This is a genomic window from Aliidiomarina indica, assembly GCF_015354615.1.
GTDB lineage: Bacteria > Pseudomonadota > Gammaproteobacteria > Enterobacterales > Alteromonadaceae > Aliidiomarina > Aliidiomarina indica.
Genome location: NZ_JACAVQ010000003.1, coordinates 275,404 through 299,863, shown reverse-complemented (window position 1 = coordinate 299,863; position 24,460 = coordinate 275,404). Strand labels below are relative to the sequence as shown.

Genomic DNA, 24,460 nt, shown 5'->3' with positions numbered 1-24,460 from the left:
CCGATATCGTTAACTATCGGTCTCATCTTCTAAACGAAAACGCAGCACAGCTTCCGTTCCTTTCTGATCAGTACGATTGCGCAACTGCAATCGACCACCATGTTCTTGGGCGACGTTATCGACAATGGCAAGCCCTAAACCGGTTCCTTCGCCTTGCCCTTTTGTCGTAAAGAAAGGCTCTGTTAGTTTCTCCAAGGCAATGCCTTCTGGCAGTCCTGGGCCATCATCGACCACCCAAATCAACAATTCCTGAACACGCTTTTCGTGCAGGCTAGCACCATTTCCCGTCACTTCAACAGCGACATCCACTTGCGTTTGCGCCACTTGCGCCGCATTGCGAACAAGATTCACCAAGGCCAGCTCGAAGCGTGATTCACTTCCGTGGAGCAATGGAACTCGCCCTTTTGGAAGATGCAGTTTTAACGCCGGTCCGTTGCTACTAAGTTCATGGCGCACACTTTCTAGCACGCTCGGCAACAGCTTTGGCAGCTCAATGGCGCCTTCGTGAATACCTTCTTGCACATGCCCCGGCCGAGAATAGTTCAGTAACTGTTGTACAATACGTGTTAGCCGAGCGACCTGTCCTCGAATCGCACCCAATTGACGCAAGTCTTCGGCGTCATCGGTACTCTTTTGCAGCCGACGCGCACGACCGTCAATAACCGTAAGCGGCGCGCCTAATTCATGGGCTATACCACTGGTCACGCGCCCAATCGCCGCCATCTTCTCTTGATGCTGTAATCGTTCGGCCATTTCGGCTTCCTGCTGCCGTGATTGCGCCAGCTCAGATTCCTTTCTCTCAATACCATCAAGCATTTGATTAAGGCCTCGGGCAATCTCCGCTAGCTCACCCGGTCCACGCTCGGGGGCACGCGCTTCTCGTTGGCCACTCTCCACTTGATTCATGGTGTGTTTTAGCACACTCATATGGCGCCCAACGCCGCGATAATGACCGAAAATAACAATGGTTAAGGTGAGCAGCGCCATAATGCCCCAAATCGACCACGCCCATAGGCTTAAACGTCGAAAACTTGCATCAAAATCACTGGCCTGTCGATTGATTTGGATAAATCCGTTCGGCTGCCCGAGCGCATCAAAAAGGGGCAGAAACTGTGAATACATGTCCACCCCGGAAATCGGCCGCACCCGTTCCTGCTGTTCGCCGGTAATTACCACTTCTTGGGCCACCCGACTGCGGGAGAGGTCTCCAGATACAATGCCTGTGGCGGCTACCTGATTGCCATTGACGTCATAAACAGAAGCGCCATATACCCGTCCGATTTCGAATACGGAATCGAGAGAACGTTCTACTGCCTCAAAATCGCCGGCCAACAAGGCCTCTTCAACAGGCAAGCGAATGGCACGCCCAAGCAACTCCAGATCCATTTTCAAGCGCTGGGTTTCTTGCGTGTTCATCCGCTCGAGCCCAAGGCCTAGCCCTAATCCCACAATGGTGAGGATGGGTAGTACAACATATAGCAACAGCGCGCGCTGAATACCGGTTAAATGCCAAACCGCCGAGGATTTTTCGGTTCTCATACAACTCCCGATCGTCGTAACTTGCGTGATGAATCCCTCTGTTCTCAATAAACACAACAGAGCCATTGTGACACAAAATGACACAGTCAAAAATGTCACATGAGACAAAAGTATACATATTTGCGGCTACGAAAGAGTTAGCTTGGCATGTAAATAAAACGGAAATAACTGGCCAATTAAATATATATCAATAGGTTACGAATTAATTTCTAAAGTTGGCATGGTCTTCGCAACGTCATCTAGTGAAAGTTTTATTTTTTGTTCCTTAAGGAGGAATTTATGTTGAAACGTACTTTTGCACTTTCTGCTATCGCTGCCGCTATGTTTTCTATGCCTGCCCTTGCACAACAGCAAGGTGACCCTCAGGCTTATGCGCAACAGCAAATGGAACAAATGGCGAACGAGCCAGTAACCGAAGCACAACTTGAGAAATTTGTTGTCGCTATTGGTCACATTGAGCGCATCAACGATGAGTTTGTGACAGCGTTAGAATCAGTAGAAACTCAGGAAGAAGCGCAGGAGCTTCAAATTAACGCTCAGCGTGAAATGGTAGAGTCTGTTGAAGAAACAGGTTTAACTGTTGAAGAGTACAACGCGTTGGCGTATCGCTTGCAAAATGATCCTGAGATCCAGCAAGCAGTCGAAGAGATGCGCGAGTCAGACGGTTACTAAGACCTAAAGACATCGCTAGGTTAATCGAGATTTAACCGCGTGTAATGAATATGCCAGCCGGCTTTGTCGGCTGGCATTTCTTTTTTGTGGGAGGGACAAAATAAAGACAGATGCCGCATGGGACGTTTTGCGTTATGATGATTTAGCACATAAAGCACACCATTCTAATAAGAGGAAATATCCATGCGTCACATGATCATGTGCGCATCGGCGCTCGTTCTGGCGACAGCATGTTCACCGGCTCCTGAAGTCGATGAACCCCTGTATCCGGCTCAAGTCGATGCGGACGGCCTTGTTGATAGTCACTTCAGTGACACCTATCGTGAACACTTGCGCACCCTCGCTTCAGACGAGTTCGAAGGCCGCGCGCCAGGCACAAAAGGCGAAGAGCTCACTATCGATTACATCGCTAGTTTATTTCGTGAGCTAGGTGTTCAATCCTTTACGAACGAAGACTATACACAACCCGTACCACTGGTACGCATTGCCCCAAGCCGCGTTACTAATATGGCATTGCAGCACAACGGCGAACAGAGCGAACTATCCTATCGCTCAGAAATGATGGGATGGACCAACCGAGTGGTCGATTCAGTAGAAGTGACCGATTCCGACCTCGTCTTCGTTGGCTACGGTATTGTGGCCCCTGAATTCAACTGGAACGACTACGACGGTCTCGATGTGGAAGGGAAAACCGTGGTGATGTTTGTCAATGACCCCGGTTACGCCACGCAAGACCCTGGGGTGTTTAATGGCAATGCCATGACCTATTACGGGCGTTGGACGTATAAATTTGAAGAAGCAGCACGTCAAGGTGCGACCGGTGCTATCGTTATTCATGAAGATGGCCCTGCGGGCTATGGTTGGGGCGTTATTGCTGGTGGTTCACCGGTTCGCTTCACCATGAAAACTGATAACAACAATATGCATCGGGTTGAGCTTGAAGGCTGGATAACCGCTGACAGTGCAGAAAAGTTGTTCGCAAATGCTGGCATGACCTTAGCCGAAGCGCATGAGTTCGCGCTGTCGACAGATTTTGCAGCGGTGGATTTAAACACGTCGTTGTCGATGACAGTAGAGAACGAGTTTGCCTATATCGATACCCATAATATTATTGGCTACATCGAAGGCTCTACCTATCCAGAAGAGCATGTCATTTACATGGCGCACTGGGACCACCTAGGTGTTGATCCTGTTAGTGGCGAAATCTATAACGGCGCTCAAGATAATGCCAGCGGTACTGCTGGGGTCTTATCTATTGCAGAGAAATTTGCGGCCGGCCCGCAACCAGAACGAACCATCGTTTTCGCCCTAGTCGGAGCCGAAGAGCGTGGCTTGTTAGGATCTGCTTGGTATGTTGAAAATCCATTATTGCCACTCGACCAAGCGGTTGCGGGTATCAATATGGATATGCTGAACATGTATGGTCCGGTGCGTGACTTCGTTGTTGTTGGTTGGAACAACTCAGATATGCAAGCCTATGCAGAACCTTACGTGGTTGCTCAGAACCGTTATCTCGCCCCGGAAAACAATCCGGAAGCGGGTATCTTCTATCGCTCTGATCACTTCAGCATGGCGAAGAAAGGCGTTCCTGTGCTTTACGCAAAAGGTGGCCTCGACCACTTTGAGCATGGCCGCGAGTATGGCCTTGAAAACCAAGCGCGTTTGTACTCAGAGAAGTATCACAAGCCCGCCGATGAATATAACCCAGACTGGGATTTACGCGGCGTGCATCAAGATTTGTGGATTTACTTCCGCCTTGGTCATGAGCTTGCCAACAGCCGAGCATGGCCAATCTGGGCTGCAGGTAATGAGTTCGAAGCATTACGCTTAGAAACAGATGATCGCCGCCGGCGTTAACACCCGGCTGATCCCCTGTCGTTTAAGCGACCGCTGCAATACGTTGCGATTGCTTCCATAAGCGCTGATGTAACGCGCTGACAGGTTCTAGCGCACCATCTGCAAGCCACTGGGCAAGCTCCGGTGCAACATCAGGCCAGTCCATTCGGACTGGCCTGTTCATTTCTAGCCATTCATCGACATGGCGTGCGCTTAAATTTTCCATCACCCAAGCTAATCGACGCTCTCGTAAACAGCGCGCATTAGCTAACTGCTCAAACTGCCCATGCAGCGGCTTTACGAGCAATTTTTTCCCGCGCGCCAAAGCCTCACTACTGGTTTCAAACCCCGCGTTGGTAATCACGCCCTCGGCCCTTGCGAACGACGCCGCAAAACCTGGGCGCGACGGTGGATAGAAGTGCACATTGCCATCGCGATAACTCTCCGCGTCCGGGTGATATACGGAGAATTCATATTCGGGAAAATTCGCAAGCAATGCAGCGATCTGAGCAAGGGGTTCAAATGGTAAGTACACAAGAATTTCCCGCCGCAACGATGGCTGTTCAGTTTGCGTTCCATGAATCAAAGGTGGAATCACGTGGGCGCCGATATCTTCCCAATGCATGCCTAGCAAGGTATCACAGGGCGCGAATTGCTTGAGCATAGCTCGCTGTAGCATATTGGGCGCCAACGCACGGGAGGGTTTAAAGAAGGCATACTGACGACCCATGCCAATGCAGCGCACCCCTTGTCGCCGCGCAGCCCACGCCGTGACAGGCTCAAAATCTGTTACTACTAAATCATAAGCGCGTAAATCTAACCCGCGCACATCGCTCCAAAATTGCGCCCACGGATTGGTGCTTATCGTATCTAAAACAGAAACACGGCCATCGCGCACGGCAAAACTCAATCCTTGCCGCCATTCATAATTGCCGAAGATATCCATATCAAAAAGTTTCTCGCGCGCGCGGCCGGAAACCAAAAAGTCTGCCCTAATATCGCTACGTACCTGCAACGCCTCTGCCAGTGCGTGGCATCGACTGATGTGTCCGTTACCCGTGCCTTGCACCCCAATGAGAATATTCACAGTAGCACTCCACTGACTAACCAAAGCGTGAACCACGCGAGCAACATGCCTAACAGGGCCCCCGCAAATATGTCGGTGGGGTAATGCACACCCAAGGCGACTCGGGATAGTCCAATTGCTACGGCCCAGCCATATAGCCAAGGTGCTAAACTGGGCAGCAATGCCGAGATAATACTGGCAAAGAGAAAAGCGGCCGTGGTGTGGCCAGAAGGAAAACTAAAACGGTCACTGGCTTTTATCAGCGATCGCAGGTTAGGCACGCGCACACAGGGGCGGTCTCGCCTGAGTGTGTTTTTGAGTACCCAATAAATGGGCAGCTCGATGGCAAACCCCAATAACAGAAGGGTAGTTAGGAGTTGAGCTTCCGGATATTGTAGGAAAAACGCGAGCATACAGGCGGCAATATAGCCGTAGCCATCACCGCTGCGGGAGATCCAGCGGGCAAGTGCGCCACCGCTCGGACGACGTAAGTGCATACTTAGCCAAAAAAACGCTGCTTCATCGGCTCGTTGAAGTTGGTTTACCCATTTCATTGCCGTTTCCTCACTTTCGACCTTGGCGAAAGTTTAAGCGCCCACCATGACACTTTTGTTACAGCGCCATGATGATTTAGTGATCATTAACGGGGGCAATTGGCCGATTCACGCTTGTTCAAAGAGAGGCAACAAGGCATGATGCGAGGCATGATTTCTATTCCATCGGAGTAATTATGATTCGTCTTTTTGGTAGCTATACCTCCCCCTTTGTTCGCCATTGTCGCATTGCCCTTGCGCAGGCGGAGTTACCGTTTGAATTTGTCGAAACCGATTACGCCCAAAGTGCGGTTGGCTCGCCCACTCAGCGCGTACCTTATGCCACCATTGATGGCCAAACGCTGACCGACTCCACCAGTATTCTTAAGTTCGTGCGCGAGGCCCAGGGGCATCCGTTTCTCCCCCAATTAGATGAGTGCGAACTGTACTGCCTAGCCAATACGTTGCTCGATACCACCATCAATCTGTTTTTGTTGGAGCGCGATGGACTCACAGTCGATGCGGCCCCCTATCTCAAACGTCAATTGGCGCGCATCCATGCCATTCTAGGTCAGCTTAACGACCAGTCATGGCAAAACGCATACGTCGACGACGGCGTTTTGCGACTATGTTGCTACTTAGATTGGGTAATCTTCCGTGACCGACTCGATCTCTCTGAGTATCCACATTTGCTCGCTTTACTTGAGCAGGTGAACACGGATCCTCACTTTGCCGCAAGCGCACCTCCAAAATAGGCAGATCCTGTTGATGGCCACGGAACGCAAAGCGTTCTTACTCGCGCTTGCCGCAGTCCTACTTTGGTCTACAGTAGCAACCGCGTTTAAGATTACGCTAAGTTATATGTCGCCATTGCAAATGGTGACAGCGGCCAGCGTTGTGTCGTGGCTCTTTTTAATGGGGATATTAGTTGCTCAGGGTAGAGTAGGTGAGCTGATCCCCGAGTTGCGCCGGTATCGCGGTTACTATTTGCTGTTGGGGCTGCTCAACCCGCTCGTCTATTACCTCATTTTATTTGAAGCCTACCGCTTACTGCCGGCCTCGCAAGCGCAACCCCTAAATTACACGTGGGCCATCGCTCTTACGCTCATGGCGGGCCTGTTTTTGGGGCAAACCATCAGAAAGCGGGACTGGGTAGCCTGCGCCATGGGTTATCTCGGTGTGCTTTTTATCGCTACCCAGGGCGATATATTCAGCCTTAGCTTTACCAGCCCGCTTGGAGTCGGCCTTGCGCTTCTCTCTACCTTTCTATGGGCGGGTTATTGGATACTAAATACTCGCCATCAAGCGGAGCCCGTGCTTACCCTCGCGTTGTGTTTTGGTGTGGCTATCCCTTTTGCTCTGGTAGCTAGCTTTATATGGAGTGATTGGTCGGAAGTACCTTGGCAAGGTTGGGTGGCGGTAAGTTACGTCGGTCTCTTTGAAATGGGGCTCACCTTTGTTTTGTGGCTAAAAGCGATGAAATTAACGCAAAACACCGCGAAAATAAGCAACTTGATATTCATCTCCCCCTTTATATCGCTTGCCTTGCTCGCGTTGATCATTGGTGAAGTCATTCACCCGTCTACCATTTTTGGGCTTCTGTTGATTATTGCCGGATTGGTGATTCAACAATGGCGACGCCGCACCCGCGTCGCCGGTGAAGGATAGCGCATTTAACCAAGTGCTAAAGTGACCATGATGCCTGCCACAAAGCCAATTAACGCTGACATGACCACAATAGGCATGAGCAAGCTTTTCATATCTTCACTTTCTTCAGGCTCCTTTTGCAGCAAGCTTTCGCGAGGGATTTCGAGCACAGCGCACAGGGCATTGCAGGTTTCTAACGAGCCCTGTCCTTGGCTTTCAACCCGTTGCACAGTGCGCAAACTAAGCCCGGAAACATCGCTCAGCTGTTGTTGTGTCCAGCCTTTGCTTACCCGAGTATCGCGCACCACTGACGATTGAATGTCCATAACAGCCTCCGTTTAGCCGAGCCAGAGGGCAACGAGCCCACCGACGACGTAACCCACGCCCGCACCAATAAGTACAAAGAGCAGGAAGGTTTTCCACGAAAACGCCTTCGTTGACCCTTGATAAGCACGAACCCAATCTTGGTCCAATAGGGTTTCGCCTTGATATAAGCGCGCAAAATAGACCCCTTTGAACAAGTCACGCCAACTCTCAACGCCGAGTTCGATGCGATAAGGGGTATCATCAATGATGAACTCATGGTTTGAGACGAACCGCCAGCTTCGTAACTGCGACACTTGCTTATCGTCTACATACACGCGCTCGCCACCATTCCAGCCCGAGAACCACACGCGTACTTGGCGACCATTCACATCGAAATAAACATTACCGCCCGAACTGACGGTATAGCCGCTCTTAGGTAATGAAGGCTCTGATACTTTATTTTGCTGTTCCATTGAACGCTCCTGCTTTCACTCGATTAAACACCCCTGCATTTGAACAGACTTGTGTTTCTTCTACGTCGTCAGTTTTATGACTGACCTAAAACTGGCACCTGTCAGTAACCCGCCATATCGCCGATAGTATCGCAAAATCAATATGTTAAGACTATCTGAAATAGTCTTTCAAAGTCCCGTTTAGAGCAGGCTTTATCTACATTTCTCTGCCATCGCCATGAATTTTAGAGAAAAATAGTCCAAACTTAGGCTTTCATCTGTGCAGAAGTGATAACAGGAGCACCCTGAATGTCAGACTCTGATACAACGGTTCCAAAACAATTGCGCACGCCTATTTATGGCCTGTTTATCCTAGCGCTACTGTACACATTCTATTTAGCGCATAGCATCCTCCTCCCCATCGTGTTAGCCATTTTGGTGACGCTTTTGTTTTCACCTGCTGTTGTGTGGATGGAGAAAAAACTTAAACTTCATCGGGCAATTTCTGCGCTGCTCCTTCTCACCGCCTTAGTCGCGGGCCTGCTTAGTGTTGGTTATTCCATGCTACAACCCATTTCCGAGTGGGCAGGACGGGCTCCCGCCACCATGGGCGAACTCTTGCCCGGTGACAGCGCTGTTGAGCGCCAGCTTGAACAGATTACCGAATCTGCTGACCGTTTCGAGGAAGAACTCGACGAACAACTTGGAAGTGACGAGGATATCGCCAGCACTCAAACGGTGGTGCTACAAGCCGATTCGTGGCGCAATCAACTTGCAACCGGCGTTTACGAGGCCATTGCGGGCCTTGCCCTTGCCCTCGCGTTAACCTACTTTTTGTTGGTTAGTGGCGACCATCTAATCCGCAATTTAGCCCGACAAATGAAGCGGCCTAAACGGCAAATCACATTAAGAATTTTACGCAGTGGTCAGGAACAGATCGCGCGCTACCTACTTGTTATTACCTCGGTGAACGGCAGTATCGGTATCGCCGTCGGCCTCATCAGTTGGGCCATTGGCTTACCCAATCCCGTTGTTCTTGGTGTGATGGCGGCGCTTACCCGATTTATTCCTTACATAGGCGTGTTCATTGCCTTTGGTTTATTAGCGGTGGTTTCGGTAGCAACTTTTGATACCTATTGGATGATGTTGATCGCTCCAGCGAGCTTCGCCGTACTCACTAGCATTGTCGGGTTTTTCCTAGAGCCGTACATTCATGGCCAACGCTTAGCCGTAAACCCGGTCATTATTTTTGTGTCGATATTTTTCTGGGGTTGGTTGTGGGGCCCGATTGGGGTTCTTATTGCGGTGCCGTTGATGACCGTCATCATGGTCTTTATCAGTCACATTCCACAACTTAAACCCGTCTATAACGTGATTGTGAACAAGAAGAAAAGTCGACGAGCCAAAGCGCTGAGCTAGCGCGCATTCAACCGACGGAGGGATACATGAAACTACTCGTTTTTGCCGGAAGCTTACGAAAAGCCTCACTGAATCGAAAACTCGCAAAACATATCGCCCGAACCGCCGAGGCAGAAGGTGCCGAGGTGATTTATCTCGACCTCAATGATTATCCATTGCCCATCTATAATGGCGATATTGAAGATCAGGGCATGCCGGAGAATGTACACCGGCTTCAAGAGTTACTTAAGCATGCGGATGGATTTTTAATCTCCACCCCCGAATACAACGGCGCCGTACCTGCTTTAGTGAAAAACACCCTAGATTGGATGTCACGCGCGCAAGCCAATGGCGATTCGGGTGGCGCCTTATTCCAAGGAAAAGTGGCTGGCCTTTGCTCTGCCTCACCAGGTGCGCTAGGCGGATTACGGTCATTGCTTTTGCTGCGCGATCAACTTGCTAAACTCGGTATGTGGGTAGCGCCAAGCCAATTCGCGCTCAGTAAGGCGAGCGACCAATTTCATGACGATGACTCCTTGAAAGACGACCATCATGATCGCGTGCGAGGCGTTATTCGCAACGTGATGTCATTCCACAACGCGTAGGAATACGCTATTCTGCCTCTCTAAAGCGGAAGGCTGTTGCAATCTAAGTTTGTAAAACTTTGTCAGCTGCCAATGCGCGTTGCGCATGGCTCTGATAAAGTTTTAGCTTCATTAAGCTTCGGTTTTTTCCGTTTTTAGCGCACACATAAGGCAGTTATTGTGAATCATCTTTGTCGCTTTTTCCTTGCGAATGTACTGTTTCTCAGTTCATTCAACTTACTCGCTTCCACCGTGGAAGACGTTGACGCATGCGTTGACGACGACAAAGGATGCATTGATACCCGTACCTGGCACTTCAAGCTGTCCGTCGGTTATGGCGAGCGCAGTAACCCATTACATGGCGGCAACAGCCTACCCATTTACCTGATCCCCGATGTCTATTACTACGGCGACAGATTCTTTTTTGATAATGGCATTCTCGGTTATAGCTTACGGCAACGCTCCCGCTTTGAGCTCAGTGCGATCACAAAGCTCAATCTTGAGCGGGCCTACTTCGCCGAAAATCTCACCGGCTTTTGGCTAGGCAATCAGGCGGTGTCCGGCAGTGGTGATATTGGTTTTATGCCCGACCCAGGTGACTCCGATTCTACCGGAGGATCAAGCGAGCTAACCCTAAGTATCGAAGATGTCGCATCTCGCCAATGGGCTGTCGACGGTGGTATTCAGCTTGACTCGTATCCCTATGAAAACCTGCATGTCCGAATCCAAGTGCTTACCGACATTACCGGTGTGCACCATGGCCAACATGCCAATATTCGCGTAGCTACACCACTTCACGGCCGCTTCGGCTTGATTGAGTTAGGCGCAGAGCTGCATTTTAAAAGCGCGAATTTAATTAATTATTACTACGGCGTTGGCCCTCGCGACCAAGGTGTCCCCCCCGCTTATTATTACGAGGGCTCCTCAGTTTGGCAGCCCGGCCTTACCGTCGCCTGGCACTATCCATTGGCCGACAAATGGACCTGGGTCAGCACCGGTCGGATGCAGTGGTTAGGTTCCGGCATGAGTGATAGTCCATTAGTTGAGCGCCGCCACGTCTCCTCCTTCTTTACGGGGGTGCAATATCGCTTCTAATCTGCTGACAACCATACTGCTGCTGGTTAGCGGGAGTGTGGCGGATATACCGGACAACCAAACCGATGTGTGTTTGGAAGGACCCTGTTTGTCGGCAAAACCGGAAGTCTGTATCGTTGAGCGCGCAGATCAGCAGTGTCAGCAGATGTTGCATGTTCATTGGATTGCACGAGAAGAAAAAACCGTCTGCCTTGCCTTAGAGGAGAAAGAACTCCAGTGTTGGCAGGACACCTACGAAGGGATTTATCACGAACCCATCGAATGGCCGGTGCAAGGGCTCTTAACCTTACGAAATGGTTATGGTGATGTGATGGTGCACTTAGAAATTTCAACCCAGAGCTTACGACCTCGACAACGTCGTCGTCTCGGTTCGCCATGGAGTATTTTCTGATGTCGAAACGGATTTTAATTGCAGAAGACGATACCCGTTTGGCTAAACTCATTTCCGATTATTTGCGACAACATCAATTCGAGGTGTTTTGGGAAGCTGATGGCAATCGTGTCTTGCCTGCGGTGAAACGTCACGAACCCGATTTACTCATTCTCGATGTCATGTTGCCGGGTCGTGATGGATTCGATTTATGTCGCGCTATCCGCGGTTCTTTCCGCGGTCCAATTCTGATGTTTACCGCGCGTGAAAGCGATATTGATCAGGTGCTTGGGCTTGAGCTCGGCGCTGATGATTACGTTGTTAAGCCGGTTGAACCGCGGGTGCTACTGGCACGCGTTCAAGCCTTGCTACGCCGCTCCGGGCGTACCTTGGACACTGATTCTCAACAGCAATTAAACTTTGGTTCGTTAAAGCTTAACGCGCGTGCACAAACGGTTGAGTTTCGGGGCGCCCCCGTAGTGCTTACGAGCCACGAATTCGAGCTGTTTTGGTATTTGGCTGAACGTGCTGGCAGCGTGGTCACGCGGGAGTCAATTCATCGAGACGTTATTGGTCGTGAGTACGACGGCCTCGATCGCACCGTCGATATGCGGGTTTCTCATCTGCGCCGCAAAGTTTTCGATGATCAAAAACAACCCACCCGTCTAAAAACCGTGTGGGGCAAGGGCTACTTGTTCGTGCCCGATGCGTGGAACGATTAATTATGCGCCGTCTCCTGACTCATTTTTATGTGTTCCTGCTCCTTGCCATCATTGGCTTAGGCTGGAGCCTCGAGCAGGTATGGCGCGATTATCAAGCAGAGCTGCCCCCTTGGTTTTCTGCACTCACTCAAAGTGTTAGTTCATTAACCGCGCAAGCTGAATCGCCCGAACAATTAAGTGAACAATTAGGCTTAGCGGTTGCCGTGGTGGGCGACGGCCGGGTAGGTTGGCCTGAAGCCGAACAACGACGCCTTGAGCAAGGCGAAGCACTGCCGGTATTTAGTGCTGATCAGAGCCTCTACCTGTATCTTAAAAAGAACGATGTTATTTGGCGCATTGGCCCCATCGCTGATGGTACGGATTCCACCAACTATTGGTATCACTTGCTCTTCTTTGTTTTGCTGGCGCTTTTAACAACCCTATGGATCCGCCCACTTGCCCGTGATTTACATAGCTTAGAGAATCACTTGAATGCATTTGCCACCGACCAATCACAAACGCTGAAATTGCCCAAACGCAGCTTAATTCAGGGGCTAGCCAATAGTTTTAATCGGATGCGCAACCAAATTCAGCACCTCCTCGGCCTGCAGCGAGAGCTTACCAGCGCGGTCTCCCACGACTTACGCACACCGCTAGCGCGCATGAAATTTATCCTCGAAATGCCTGACAGCCCCGAGGTGAGGGAGGCATTATCAGAAAACGTGGAGGAAATGGAATCCTTGGTGGAAACCTTGCTCGATTATGCACGGTTAGAAGGCCAAGAAGAGCTGTTAGAGTTAAGTGCGGTAAATCTGACTGAACTGTGCGAAAACCTCGCCGAAAAACTTGAACAATTACCCGGTCCCCCTATTGCATTGCAACTTCCCGATCAGTGTACGCTAGCCTGCGACGGCCACTATTTAGAACGCGCCATACAAAATTTGGTGCAAAATGCTCGCCGCCATGCGGTATCCAAGGTTGCCCTGCATATCGAATCTGACCCAAAACAAATTCATATCCATGTGGATGATGACGGCCCAGGAATTGCTGAACATGAAAAAGAACGGGTGCTGCAACCCTTTGTGCGATTAGAAACCAGTCGGTCGCGCCAAAGTGGCGGTGTCGGTTTAGGCCTTACCATAGTGGCGCGAATTGTGGAGTGGCACCAAGGCCGTATTCACATTACCCAAAGCCCACTAGGGGGGTCGCGCTTTACCCTATCGCTTCCTCGACGAAACCATTAATTCCTTTAAATCTGCACAATTAATGGCATTTCTACATTTTTATACAAAATCTCAACCCATTGAAAAGTGGAACCTTTCACGAAAAACCGTTGGATCTCGCAATCACGCCCATATTGTGCAATTGAACCGAATTCACCAATATCAGCCTAAACTCATACATAGCGCTCTGTATAAGCATCACTCTCGTTCGTGGGAATACCCGAACAAATAGTATGCACAAACTGATTCGGAGTGCTTTACTTGAGTAGATAGGTAGGAAGTGAGGTGAGGCTATGAGCACACTAATTTTTGTGAATAGACGGCGTACTCCCACATGGTTGGGTAGCCTCGCCGTGCTTTGCCTTGTTCCTTTTGCTCTCGCGGCAAGTGATGAATCGAGCAGCGAGAAGGTATCTAAAACAGTGCCTTACTTTTTCTCAGATTGCTCCCACTTGATCTTCGACTCGCGAGAAGGTGAAGAATTAACGCGCGCTGAACGGATCGCGGTGCTCAATGCCGATATAGAGGCGAATTTAGGTCAACATGAAGCCTGTATGGCAGCCGCTGCAGCCGCAGGACAAGACCGCGTAAGTAGCGCTGGCGCTGCGGGTGGTGCGAGTGGCTCCGCCGATAGCAGTCAACAAGCGACTCAAGCGCAACAAACATCGGAAGATGAAAACGAACAAAGCGAAGAGACCGACACGTCTGAACGCGCTTCAGCAGATCCCTCTCGTCAACACCAAGGAAGTGAACGACAAGCGGGTAGCTCAGCAGTATGTGATGCCATCAAAACAGGCTTAGACGAGGCAGCCACAGAAAGCGAGAAAGAGCATTTTGAAGCGCTAGCAAAAGAATATGGGTGTCAGCCTTGATCACATCAAGCTGGCATGCAAACGCATAAGGAGTAACTATGAAAAACCTATGGCCTAATTATCACATGGTATTACAGGTGTTAGCGGGAGCCGTGATTGCGCTTACGCTGAGTGCCTGTCAAACCACGCACAGCGTTAATTCGGTAGGGCCAAACGCATCCGGAGGCACCACCTTAGGAAGCGTTCAGGATAGAACCTACAATTATCCTTCTGATGTGTATCTAAGCGTCGCCATTCCGGTGTTTGATCCGGGATTGCCGCTCGATGCTCAAGGCAATCTTGATTACGGCAAAGTGCATGACTTAGATATTTGGCCACAAGTGCGCCGCTTAGAAGCGAATCGTTTTGCGATTGAAACCAAGCGCGCACTCGCCGAAACAAATGCCTTTAGTAATTTAAGTGTCACGCCCGATACTAGTGCCACTGCAGATGTGTATGTACTCGGTAAGATTGACCATTCCGACACAGAAACGCTGAAATTATCGGTGCGGGTAATGGACGCCACCAATCACATGTGGGGTGAGCGGACGTTCGAGTACCGTGTCCATGAAGGATTTTATCGCGATGCGTTTAATCAAGGGAAAAACCCTTATGAGCCCATGTTTAAGCATATCGCCGGCTATGTGTACGATCTCCTATTGCGTCGCAGTGATGAAGACAAGCAGACGATTCAGCGCGTTGCGCAGTTACGTTATGCGGCAATGTACAGTCCAGAATCGATGGCGCCTTATTTAGACGAGCGCAGCACCCGCAATGGCACCCGCTATAGCCTTAACGGATTTCCAGCTGAGAACAACCCCATGTTTCAGCGCATCCAAGTGATTCAAGCGGAAGACCAAGCTTTTATCGACAACTTGCAAACCAATTACGATGCGTTTTATGCGGAAAGTGACTCAAGTTACCTAGACTACCATCGGGAAACGCTGCCGATCGCCGCAGAAATTCGCCGCGAGAAAGCACGTCGGGCAAGCCAGCAAATTACCGCGGTGTTAGCCGCTGTCGGTGCCGCGTTATTGATCCGTAATTCTGACTCCACGGAAGCTGAAGTAGGTGCTTATGTGCTTGGCGTAACATCCTTGTACAATCTATCGGGTGCGGTCGAATCGAATCGCAATCTGCGCTTTCAACGTCAGCAACTGAGTGAGATGGGGCAAAGTTTGGATATTAAAGTAACGCCACAAGTGGTTGAATTTAATAACCAGCGTATTGAGCTTCAGGGGAGCGCGAGAGAGCAGTACACCCAATTACGCGCCCAATTAAAAGCCATTCACGCGGTTGAATCTACACCGGATAATCAACTGTAAGGGACGCCGTGTCGAACATTGATGAATCTATCTCGCGAGATAAGCAGGTAAAGCAAGCGCAGTTCAAAAAACTCGGTTTAGGTGGATTGCTGATTATCGTCACATGTGCGATTGGTTATGGGGTTTGGGGGTTATGGAATGCTTTTGCACCCAGCCCCGGTCCCACGCCCTATCCAGTTGTCGAAGAGCCCACCCAGAACGAGTCTGATCGAGCCGACCCTGAGCAGCGTCAGCGAGCGCAAGAGGCCTTATCCCATACCCGAGGCCGTTTGCAAAACGCGCAACGGGAGTTGCAATTTGCCGAGGAAAAAGCCGTTATCTTGGCCGATTTAGGCCGTGATTTTGACGCCGCTGTCGACGCCTATACGCTGGGCGAATACGCACAGGCTCACGCGAACTTTAACCAAATAAATACGGCATTAGATGACGCCTACGCCAATTTCGAAGCCACCTATACGCAAGCTTTTGTGAATGCGAAAGAGGCGTTCGGCTTGGGCCAAATTGAAAGAGCGGATCGCTATAATCGCCGTGCATTGCTTCTCAACCCCGAGCACGAGCAGGCACAAGCACTGCAAGCGCGCATTGATGTGTACGAAGACGTTCAAGTACTGTTAGAGCAAGCCCATGTCGCGAGAATGGAAAATAAGCTTGAGCGCCAGCGCGACTACCTCCATCAAGTCACTTTACTCGATCCGCAGCATACAGAGGCGGCTTACGCCCTTGGCGAAGTAGAGCGCGAGCTTACCGAACGAGCGTACTTAGCCGCTCTTGAGCAAGCGATTCACGCCCTCGAAGCCGGTGAGTTGCAGCAAGCGCAAGCAGCAGTGCAAAACGCCAATCGCATTCTGCCCAATCGCGCGGAGACTGTCAGTGTGCGTGCCCGAATTCAAACCGCGATTAATGCCCGTGAGTTACAATCCATTGAGCAGCAGTTGATCGCCTTCGCTGCTGCCGATGAATGGTCTACGGTAGCCATGGTAGCCAGTAGCGCGTTGCAGCGGCACCCAGGACACCCGGCATCACAACAAGCATTGGAGAAAGCTCAGCAAATCCAACAAGTGCGCTCACGGGTAAATAACTATATCGCTCGTCCGGATCGGCTCAGTGATCTCACGGTCTTAAACAACGCCCAGCAGACGCTGAAGGCAGGCGAAGTATTTGCCAATGACAGCCCGCGCCTTGCTGCCGATCTCGATACATTGCACGAATTAATTGAACTGGCTAATCAACCAGTGGAAGTGGTACTTCGCAGTGACAATCGCACCTTTGTGCGCGTATTGGGGGTCGGTAACGTCGGTATGCATAACGAATATCGCTTTAGCCTGAAACCAGGGGTGTACCAATTTGAAGGGCGCCGAGAGGGCTACCGCTCGAAAATTATTACCGTAACAGTGGCGCGTGATGCTGCGCCTATAGAAGTAAGGTTGGTGTGCGATGAGCGAGTCTGATGATTCTCACAAGCGTGGGGCGGTAGAGTCATCCCAGCGCAACGGCACGGATGAGGGACCCCAACGCGATGCGTTGGCTACGGATTCCCAGCATCGTCATAGCATTGATGATGGTATTGAGTCGGGCATCAAAAAGCATCGCCTTTTTGTGGCGCTTAGCGCCTCCATCATTGCCATTTTACTGCTCTTATATTTAAGCTGGGTGACCTTGCTTGAAGGCTATTCCATTGTGATTGGCCCCGAAGATGCACATCCCCACGCCACTGTAGAGCGGGTATCGGGTGTTGGCTTTGTCACCGGCACGACCGTATACACCTTAGGAGGCTCTCTCGAAATCGAAGCCTCGGCGCCGTTGTATTACAGCCAACGCGTCACTCTCACCAAGCAAAGCCCGCCGCGTATCGATATCTTACTAGAGCCGCTGCCCGCGCAACTGACCGCACGCAGTCAACCGGCATTGGCAAACAGCGAATGGTATATTGATGGTGAACATGTTCACACTGGCAGCTTAGCCGAGCTTGAGCTTGCTGAAGGTATCTATGAACTTGGCTTCTCCCATCCATTTTTCCACAATGCCACAACGGTCATTGAGGCACCCAAGGGCGCTCAGCTAGAGCATGTATTTGCGCTTGAGCCCGTACAAGGCCGGCTAGACATCACCTCCACGCCCTCGGGTGCATCTGTAGTTATTGACGGCATGGACGTAGGCGTCACACCGTTGCGCCTTGATCGAGTCGGTGGCGAATATGACGTAGTGGTGCGCGCTGAAGGATACGAACCTATTGTGGATACCCTCAGCGTGCGCGAGCAACGCCCGATAGAGCAACGCAATTATCAACTTGAGCTGCTTAAGGCAACCTTAGTTGCGAATGTTAATCCAAGCGACGGGGTACTTTTGGTGAACAACCAACCCGTGAGCAATCCGGCCCGCGTCAATGCCAATGAGAACCTTCGGGTTCGCTATGAAAAAGCAGGGTATCAAAGCCAAGAGCGCAACATCACGCTCGCACCAGATTCGCGAGAAACGGTGCAGTTCCGCCTTGAACCTGAAATGGGCAGTGTGCGGATCACGGCAAATAAGACCGCACAGGTATGGATTAACGGCCAGCAACAGGGCACTACGCCACTCACCCTGACACTACAAGCACTGCCGCAGCAGATTGAATTTAGACGTGAACATTACCGAACGCAGCGCATTGGGGTAACCCCGAGTGCCCGCACCACAAGACAGGTTCATGCTGAGTTACTCGAAGAATTCGATGCCCGCAGAGCAGAAAATCAGCCGTTATACGCCAATACCATTGGCATACGTCTACTTCCGGTGCAGCCGAGCGCATTTACTATGGGCTCGCCGATGACTGAAACCGGGCGCTTGCGTAACGAAATCCAACGGCCTGTGTCTTTCACCCGCAATTTCTGGGTCTCAGAAAAACAAGTCACAGAAGGACAGTTTGCTCGCTACCGCGGTGCCGGCGACACCTCGAGCAACTTGCCGGTCACCAACGTAAGTTGGCTCGATGCCGCACGTTTTACCAATTGGCTCAGTGAGCAAGAAGGCTTAATTCCGTTTTACGTTATTCAAAATGACCGCTTGGTGGGGATTCGCAAAGAATCTCGCGGCTATCGCCTGCCCACAGAAGCAGAGTGGGAGTTTATTGCGAAACATTACCGGCGCGCGGCGCGCACTACTTATGTGTGGGGCAATCAATCGAATTTACGCGAAGGGCAAGCGAACTTTGCGGATGAATCCCTACGTGGGGAACAAACGTTCGTTCTTGCCAATTACAAAGATGAGCACAAAGGGCTGGCGCCAGTAGGGAGCTACGCGGCCGACCGCAATGGTTTTTATGACCTTGACGGTAACGCCCGCGAATGGGTTCACGATAGCTATGGGTTAGTTCCCGCCACGGCGCCGCAAATGGCCGATGCAGAAACCGATTATTTGGGCCCTGAGAGTGGCCGCGGGCATGTGGTAAAAGGCGCTTCTTATTTAACCGGGCAAGCCCATTTGTTGCGCGCCTCGGTGCGCTATCAAGGCACAGAACCGGCCGAAGATATTGGCTTTCGCATTGCCCGATATCATGATTAACTGAGAACGAAGAGGAGGGGTTGAGATGAAAAAGAGATTACTCATTGTACTTGGCCTTATTCTGCTATTAGCGGCCGCGAGCGCCACGGCGTATTTCGTGTCGTTGGATGCACCCCAAGATTTTCCAACTAATATTTAAGCTCGAATGAGGGATACGCCCATGCAACCCAATCGCACAAATGGCGCAATGAACCCAGGCGTGTTAACTAGCCTAATCGTCGTGGCCATTTCATTTACCTTGGTTCAGCTGTTGTATGCCGGCATTATCAGGCCCGCAGCAGACCACGCCGTAGCCACGCAAGGCACCATGTCAGTGTCGTCTATTTGGGTGGTACTCAATGGCATTGAACAGCAAATCTGTATTTCGCTCATGCTTGTGGCCATGTTCCTCATGGGCTACAAAATTTGGCGTCTCGTTGATGAAGAAGCGATCTACAGTCGTGATTTCTTATCGGATCATGACAAAGCACAACCATTAGATACCAAACGCGCTTTAGAGCAGCTAGAAAGCTCGCGCTATCGTGATAATCCCGCGCTGGCGACGTGGATCATGTGTATTCGACGCTTTCAAAATACCAATAACGTGCAGCATGCCGCCGATGCCATTGAATCCTCGGTCGATAACGTGGCTTCCCAGCTCGAAAACGGCAATAACATGATTCGCTATATGATTTGGGCCATCCCCAGTATCGGTTTCGTTGGAACTGTGCGCGGCATTGGCCAAGCGTTAGCACAAGCAGATGAAGCCCTCGCTGGTGACATTTCTGGAATGACCGCATCCCTTGGCTTGGCATTTAATTCGACCCTGGTTGCGCTATTAATTTCCCTCGTGCTGATGTATTTGATGCATTTGCTCAACAGCCGCCAAGATACCATGGTATTGAACATTCAAAGCTCTTGCGAAAAGAGCTTATTGCAACATCTGCACCGGTAATTTTTAATGCGATTTCGACGCCGCGCTTCCGATGGATTTAATATGTCGTTTATCGACGTTATGGCCTGTGGCCTTGGCGCGGTTATCCTAATTTTTATTCTCATCGATTTCTATGCCGCTCGCATCGACCCAAGTGACGAAATCAACCGACTCGAAGCAGAGTTGGCGGCAGCCGCTGCAGCAGAAAGAGAAATAGAAGAATCCGTCGATGATGTGCTGGCTGCTCTCGCCGATGCGCAAGCCAGGCAGGAGGAGACAGAGCAGGCCCAACAAGAAAGTTTGGCGCGCCAGCGTCTGTTGCTGCAACAAGTGTCACAGCAACTGGCCGTCATTGCAGAATTACAAGAAGAGCTGGCGGCGCTCGCGGCCATTGAAACGCCCGATGCAGCCGTCCGTTTAGAAGGAACGGGCGAAGAAAATTATATTACAGGCATGGTTGTGGAAGGCCGTGAGATCGGTATCTTATTTGATCGCTCCGCTTCCATGATGGACGACAATCTGATTGATATTCTGCGATCTCTGGCGTATCCACCGGAGCAACGCAAGCTCACCGATAAGTGGCGGCGTACGGTGCGGGTCGGACAATGGCTACTCGCTCGCATTCCTGAATCGTCTAATGTCACTGTTGTTTCTTTCTCCAATACCGCCGAAGTGCTGGGCCCAAATACGATTAACTCGGGAAGCGATGGGAACGCACTGGACGCCATCTCTAGGGCGTTTACCGACGTTGTGCCCGATGGTGGCACCAATCTGTTACTAGGTATGCAAACATTATTATCGGCAAACCCCAATATCACCGATGTGTACTTAATTACCGACGGCCTGCCAACTCTCGGCGAAGGTCTCAGCCTACGCTGTCGTAACTTTATTTCTCGAAGTCGCTCCATCAGCTCCGAATGTCGCCGCGAACTGACCATACAAACGATTCGAAGGGTCCCCGGTCGTTATCGCATGAATGTGATTCTACTGCCATTGCAGGGAGATCCCTATGCCGCGTCGATGTACTGGGAGTGGACGAATGCAAGTAAAGGAACGCTGCTCGCACCAGCGGACGAGTGGCCGTAATGAGTAAGCGCTCTCGTCTTAAACGGCCACCCATCGAGATCTTTAATCTCTCGTTTTTGGATATTATTGCCTGCGCTTTCGGAGCCATCGTCCTGCTCGTGTTGTTAGCAAAAAATAATGAAGTTCCCGCCGAGCTTTCTGCAGAAGAAGTTGTTATGCGCATCGAGCGACTGATGGCAGCACAACAGCGCGTCAATGAATTGCAAGAGCGATTGTTAGCGGAACAAGATGCGTTACAAATGGCCGAGGCGGAAGCGGCCAGTATACTTGAAGGCAAAGAAGCGCTAGAAACATCGATACCACGAGCACAGCAAAGTATCGCCCGTTTACAAGGGCAAGCGCAGTCGCTACGCGATCAAATCCGTCGCGAACAGGCGCGAATTCAGGTTCCTCGCGTACCCGAAGAGCCGTCCATCATGGTGGGCGGTATTCCCACCGATGCAGAGTACGTTATCTTTGTTATTGATACCTCCGGCTCCATGTCGGTCGCCGGTGGCTGGCAACAAGTGACCAATGTGCTGTCGGATATTATTCGCAATCACCCAGAGCTTAAGGGCTTTCAGATTATGGATGCAGATGGCAGGTTCTTGTTCTCCAATCAGGAAGGGCGCTGGCTAAATGACACCCCGAGCATGCGCCGACGGGCCATTGCCGGTCTGCAAAACTTCCGTGGGGGTGGCAGTGCGCCGGAGGTCGGTATGAAGCGCGCGCTATCCCTTTACCGAAATCATCAAGGTAAAACGAGCATGTATGTATTTGGCGACGATTTCCGCCCAGGCACCTTAGATGATCTTGTGATGGAAATTACCCGATTAAATCGCGGTCTCGATGGTGAGCCGCGCTGGCGCATTCATGGGGTGGGCTTTCACCGCGAGCGTTGGGGCGATGCCCCACAGTTTGCTGCCTTTATGAAAGCGGTTACTGAGCGCAATCGTGGTTCGTTTGTTGCATTGCCAAATTAATACGAACCTCGTTTAAAATGCGTAAATCCATGGCGCGATTCAAAATTCCCGCTAGGATAAAGGGTGTTCGATAAAATTTAAGGCAAAGGAGTGAGGGATGAGACGCATCTATTGGGCCTTCATGGTCGTGTTTTCCGCTGTACTGCTACTCAGTGCTATTCCATGGTTTGGTATCTATACCTTTCCGATGAGATATCCAACCGTTTTCTTTAGTGATTGGCTCAGTGTCGTCGATAGCTTGTTACAGCTGTTTTTCATCATTTTACCGATTATGGCCCTTATCGGTGCTTTGCGTGAACGAAGCTACTTTTTCACCTGCGCATTTATGCACACCCTCGTTGCGTCCTATTTTGGTGTGTCCGTGATTTATGGATTGAATCGTATTCCTCTCGATCTCGGCCCGCTCAATGCACATCCCATTTGGGTCGTTAATGGCGTTGTCGCCATTACCATTTTAGTTGTCCACACCCTAGGGCGTGGCGCTGCTCGTTAGAACAGCGCCATATTCTCACTGATACGGACTTAATGCTCTCCGGTCAGGGCTTGCAGCAACAGCTCATTCTTTAAGTTATTCCCGAAGAAACTGGTGTGGCGACTTTCCACCTGAATTACTGGCAAAGTCGGCGACGGCTGACAAGGCTCCACCGCACTTTGCCGCTCTTCCGTCACCACCCAGTCGTGCCGCAAGCTTTGTAAAATCACGGAAATGAGTCCGTGCAACGCCAAAGCGCCAATTTTGCGAATACGTCCGCCTTGCACTGTAGCCCGGGTAAACCGCCCGGCAATTGGGATAAGAACCGTTGTCGGTGCACTTGCTGGGTTTAAAATAGCCTGATTCAATGGGTCATCTTTGTTCATTGATCGCAAGCCATCCAGCACACTGAGCAATTGGCCTGAGTGTTGCGCCAACGCATTCACGAAGGTGAGCATGGCACTTGGTGGCGTGATGCGCTTAAGTGCGTTACACAATACTGTCAGATGCTTCGGCAATCGCGTGTATTCCACGTGATTTGCACCCGCTACTGTGACAGCGCGGTCAATTTGAAATTTATTGCCCCGGCAAGCTAAGCACTTCAGCAATAAAGCGCCGCGCGAGAAGCCAATAGCCGTGACCGGCTGGGCAAACTCGTTTAATCCGAGCATGGTTTCTAAGCGTTCGGCATTCTTCTCTGGCGACAGAAATACCGTGTCGTGATCAAAAGCCAAGATCTGCTCAAAGTGCCCATGATCGATCAACTGCTGTAAAAATACAGGTCCGCTGCAACCATCTCCATCGTCCCGCTCAAACAAGCCACCATAGGTACCACGAGTCGACGAAAAGGTGCCGTGCAACAACAGCAAGGTACGTTTATTAAAATCGATATCTTGCGCGGTCACATCGGTAAAGTAGTAAGTGCCCGGCTCCGTATTCCAAATCTGTAAATTATGCCGATTAAGCGCCAAGCGTTCGGCAACACGCTGCAACACATCCAATGAGCGACTGTTTTGACGTTTAAAGATTAAGGCTTTAATCACCAGCTTGGAGGCACTACGGTCATTACACTTGAGTACGATACCTTGATCGGTTTCTACCGCTTCAAAATCCGCCGATGGATACAGCGGGATACGATAATTGAGTCGATCTCGTCGCTCGCAGTCGTGATTCTCTGTTGGCTCAGGAAGAAGGTATTCAATCTCTGTATCAAAGGGGTCGTCCAGTTTGCTTTTCCACGTGCCGCCAGGCATCCGTTGATAAAATACCAGGGCGCCTTCGTCGGGCCGCAAAAATAGCGTAAGACGAAGCTGGGGAAGGTCATCTAGCGTAAAGCCATCGCGTAACTCAGGCATAGGTTTAGGCGTGAAACTGATGTAACGCTCAATCACCGCCGCCTCTGGATCCTGATTTAGGTGTTCCGCCCGACCCATTCGCACCATACGAATCTCTTCCATGGTGGCTTCGCCCGAGCATTCCGCAGTCGATTGATAGCTGCCACGATCGGAGCACATAATCGTGCCGCGTAGCGGAGGCGATCGGGTTTCCCAACCACCCAAAGTACCCCAAATACCGTCAGGAATACCCTCTTCCTCACCGCGTAAGCGACGTCGATCGCGACGGGATACCCGGTCGTTTCGGCGGACACCGAGTGGGATATACCGCTGTTCATCGCGGGACGACGAGAGCATGGCTCCGCCCGCATTCAATTTAATTTTCATGACTTGCTCCTTTGGCTTGCATCGGAACCACGCTTTCCGCTGCAAAACCGCGTTCATCCATTTCTGGAAACTATTCATGCCGCATCATGACATGCTGAACTGCACTTCGTTTAAACATAGGAAAGGAGCCCCCGTTTGCAAGAAAATAGGCTCCAAAAAAGCCCCTGAAGG

Annotated in this window: 24 protein-coding genes; 18 read left to right on the top strand and 6 right to left on the bottom strand. The window is 50.9% G+C overall.

The annotated features are described in order from the left end of the window. Nucleotides 1–9: 9 nt before the first annotated feature. Nucleotides 10–1,539: a sensor histidine kinase gene (locus HXZ99_RS07165; protein WP_194756599.1), complete on the bottom strand. Its 1,530-nt coding sequence runs from the start codon at nt 1,537–1,539 to the stop codon at nt 10–12. Nucleotides 1,540–1,818: 279 nt separating this feature from the next. Here HXZ99_RS07165 and HXZ99_RS07160 point away from each other — a divergent pair, with 279 nt between their 5' ends. Next, nucleotides 1,819–2,211, top strand: coding sequence for a DUF4168 domain-containing protein (locus HXZ99_RS07160; RefSeq protein ID WP_194756598.1), 393 nt, complete (start codon nt 1,819–1,821; stop codon nt 2,209–2,211). 183 nt (nt 2,212–2,394) lie between these two features. After that, nucleotides 2,395–4,068 carry a M28 family metallopeptidase gene (locus HXZ99_RS07155; protein WP_194756597.1) on the top strand — a complete coding sequence of 558 codons (1,674 nt, stop codon included), beginning with the start codon at nt 2,395–2,397 and terminating at the stop codon, nt 4,066–4,068. A gap of 22 nt (nt 4,069–4,090) precedes the next feature. On the opposite strand, the gene HXZ99_RS07150 is transcribed toward HXZ99_RS07155, so the two are convergent. Both HXZ99_RS07150 and HXZ99_RS07145 read right to left on the bottom strand, forming a co-directional pair. Then, nucleotides 4,091–5,134, bottom strand: a complete 1,044-nt coding sequence (locus tag HXZ99_RS07150; protein WP_194756596.1) for a glycosyltransferase family protein — start codon at nt 5,132–5,134, stop codon at nt 4,091–4,093. Continuing rightward, a complete protein-coding gene (locus HXZ99_RS07145) occupies nt 5,131–5,667 on the bottom strand; it encodes a phosphatase PAP2 family protein (protein WP_194756595.1) in 537 nt (178 codons plus the stop codon). Before HXZ99_RS07145 ends, HXZ99_RS07150 begins: the two co-directional genes overlap by 4 nt. A 176-nt stretch (nt 5,668–5,843) precedes the next feature. Here HXZ99_RS07145 and HXZ99_RS07140 point away from each other — a divergent pair, with 176 nt between their 5' ends. Both HXZ99_RS07140 and HXZ99_RS07135 read left to right on the top strand, forming a co-directional pair. Continuing rightward, complete coding sequence (locus tag HXZ99_RS07140) at nt 5,844–6,401, top strand: glutathione S-transferase family protein (protein ID WP_194756594.1); 558 nt, start codon at nt 5,844–5,846, stop codon at nt 6,399–6,401. Nucleotides 6,402–6,414: 13 nt separating this feature from the next. Further along, entirely contained in the window at nt 6,415–7,314 is a 900-nt protein-coding gene (locus HXZ99_RS07135; RefSeq protein WP_194756593.1) for a DMT family transporter, read from the top strand. Nucleotides 7,315–7,319: 5 nt separating this feature from the next. Here HXZ99_RS07135 and HXZ99_RS07130 read toward each other — a convergent pair whose 3' ends face one another. After that, on the bottom strand, nt 7,320–7,619 hold the full coding sequence (locus HXZ99_RS07130) for a helix-turn-helix transcriptional regulator (protein ID WP_194756592.1): 300 nt from the start codon (nt 7,617–7,619) through the stop codon (nt 7,320–7,322). A 12-nt stretch (nt 7,620–7,631) separates the two neighbouring features. Further along, complete coding sequence (locus HXZ99_RS07125; protein WP_194756591.1) at nt 7,632–8,072, bottom strand: hypothetical protein; 441 nt, start codon at nt 8,070–8,072, stop codon at nt 7,632–7,634. Between the two features lie 288 nt (nt 8,073–8,360). On the opposite strand from HXZ99_RS07125, the gene HXZ99_RS07120 reads away from it, so the two are divergent. The 14 genes from HXZ99_RS07120 (at nt 8,361) to HXZ99_RS07055 (ending at nt 22,589) form a co-directional block, all read left to right on the top strand. Next, nucleotides 8,361–9,470: an AI-2E family transporter gene (locus tag HXZ99_RS07120; RefSeq protein ID WP_194756590.1), complete on the top strand. Its 1,110-nt coding sequence runs from the start codon at nt 8,361–8,363 to the stop codon at nt 9,468–9,470. Nucleotides 9,471–9,496: 26 nt separating this feature from the next. Beyond that, nucleotides 9,497–10,054 (top strand): NADPH-dependent FMN reductase, encoded by a 558-nt coding sequence (locus HXZ99_RS07115; protein ID WP_194756589.1) that lies wholly within the window; start codon nt 9,497–9,499, stop codon nt 10,052–10,054. A gap of 159 nt (nt 10,055–10,213) precedes the next feature. Continuing rightward, nucleotides 10,214–11,128, top strand: coding sequence for a MipA/OmpV family protein (locus tag HXZ99_RS07110; RefSeq protein ID WP_194756588.1), 915 nt, complete (start codon nt 10,214–10,216; stop codon nt 11,126–11,128). Between the two features lie 88 nt (nt 11,129–11,216). Beyond that, complete coding sequence (locus HXZ99_RS07105) at nt 11,217–11,519, top strand: DUF3019 domain-containing protein (protein WP_194756587.1); 303 nt, start codon at nt 11,217–11,219, stop codon at nt 11,517–11,519. Beyond that, nucleotides 11,519–12,220, top strand: coding sequence for a response regulator (locus tag HXZ99_RS07100; RefSeq protein ID WP_194756586.1), 702 nt, complete (start codon nt 11,519–11,521; stop codon nt 12,218–12,220). Before HXZ99_RS07105 ends, HXZ99_RS07100 begins: the two co-directional genes overlap by 1 nt. Before the next feature lie 2 nt (nt 12,221–12,222). Further along, a complete protein-coding gene (locus HXZ99_RS07095; RefSeq protein WP_194756585.1) occupies nt 12,223–13,443 on the top strand; it encodes an ATP-binding protein in 1,221 nt (406 codons plus the stop codon). Between the two features lie 272 nt (nt 13,444–13,715). Further along, entirely contained in the window at nt 13,716–14,294 is a 579-nt protein-coding gene (locus HXZ99_RS07090; RefSeq protein WP_194756584.1) for a hypothetical protein, read from the top strand. A 38-nt stretch (nt 14,295–14,332) separates the two neighbouring features. Beyond that, complete coding sequence (locus HXZ99_RS07085; protein WP_228517743.1) at nt 14,333–15,598, top strand: hypothetical protein; 1,266 nt, start codon at nt 14,333–14,335, stop codon at nt 15,596–15,598. Nucleotides 15,599–15,606: 8 nt separating this feature from the next. Then, complete coding sequence (locus HXZ99_RS07080; protein ID WP_194756583.1) at nt 15,607–17,046, top strand: tetratricopeptide repeat protein; 1,440 nt, start codon at nt 15,607–15,609, stop codon at nt 17,044–17,046. After that, nucleotides 17,033–19,135: an SUMF1/EgtB/PvdO family nonheme iron enzyme gene (locus tag HXZ99_RS07075; RefSeq protein ID WP_194756582.1), complete on the top strand. Its 2,103-nt coding sequence runs from the start codon at nt 17,033–17,035 to the stop codon at nt 19,133–19,135. The genes HXZ99_RS07080 and HXZ99_RS07075 overlap by 14 nt, the downstream gene beginning before the upstream one ends. A 160-nt stretch (nt 19,136–19,295) precedes the next feature. After that, the gene (locus HXZ99_RS07070; RefSeq protein ID WP_194756581.1) at nt 19,296–20,069 is read left to right on the top strand and encodes a MotA/TolQ/ExbB proton channel family protein; all 774 of its coding nucleotides are present in this window, start codon (nt 19,296–19,298) and stop codon (nt 20,067–20,069) included. Nucleotides 20,070–20,075: 6 nt separating this feature from the next. Further along, entirely contained in the window at nt 20,076–21,134 is a 1,059-nt protein-coding gene (locus HXZ99_RS07065; protein ID WP_194756580.1) for a vWA domain-containing protein, read from the top strand. Beyond that, complete coding sequence (locus HXZ99_RS07060) at nt 21,134–22,096, top strand: vWA domain-containing protein (RefSeq protein ID WP_194756579.1); 963 nt, start codon at nt 21,134–21,136, stop codon at nt 22,094–22,096. The genes HXZ99_RS07065 and HXZ99_RS07060 overlap by 1 nt, the downstream gene beginning before the upstream one ends. Before the next feature lie 97 nt (nt 22,097–22,193). Then, entirely contained in the window at nt 22,194–22,589 is a 396-nt protein-coding gene (locus tag HXZ99_RS07055; protein ID WP_194756578.1) for a hypothetical protein, read from the top strand. Nucleotides 22,590–22,618: 29 nt separating this feature from the next. Here HXZ99_RS07055 and HXZ99_RS07050 read toward each other — a convergent pair whose 3' ends face one another. Beyond that, nucleotides 22,619–24,289, bottom strand: coding sequence for an esterase/lipase family protein (locus HXZ99_RS07050; RefSeq protein ID WP_194756577.1), 1,671 nt, complete (start codon nt 24,287–24,289; stop codon nt 22,619–22,621). Between the last annotated feature and the right edge of the window lie 171 nt (nt 24,290–24,460).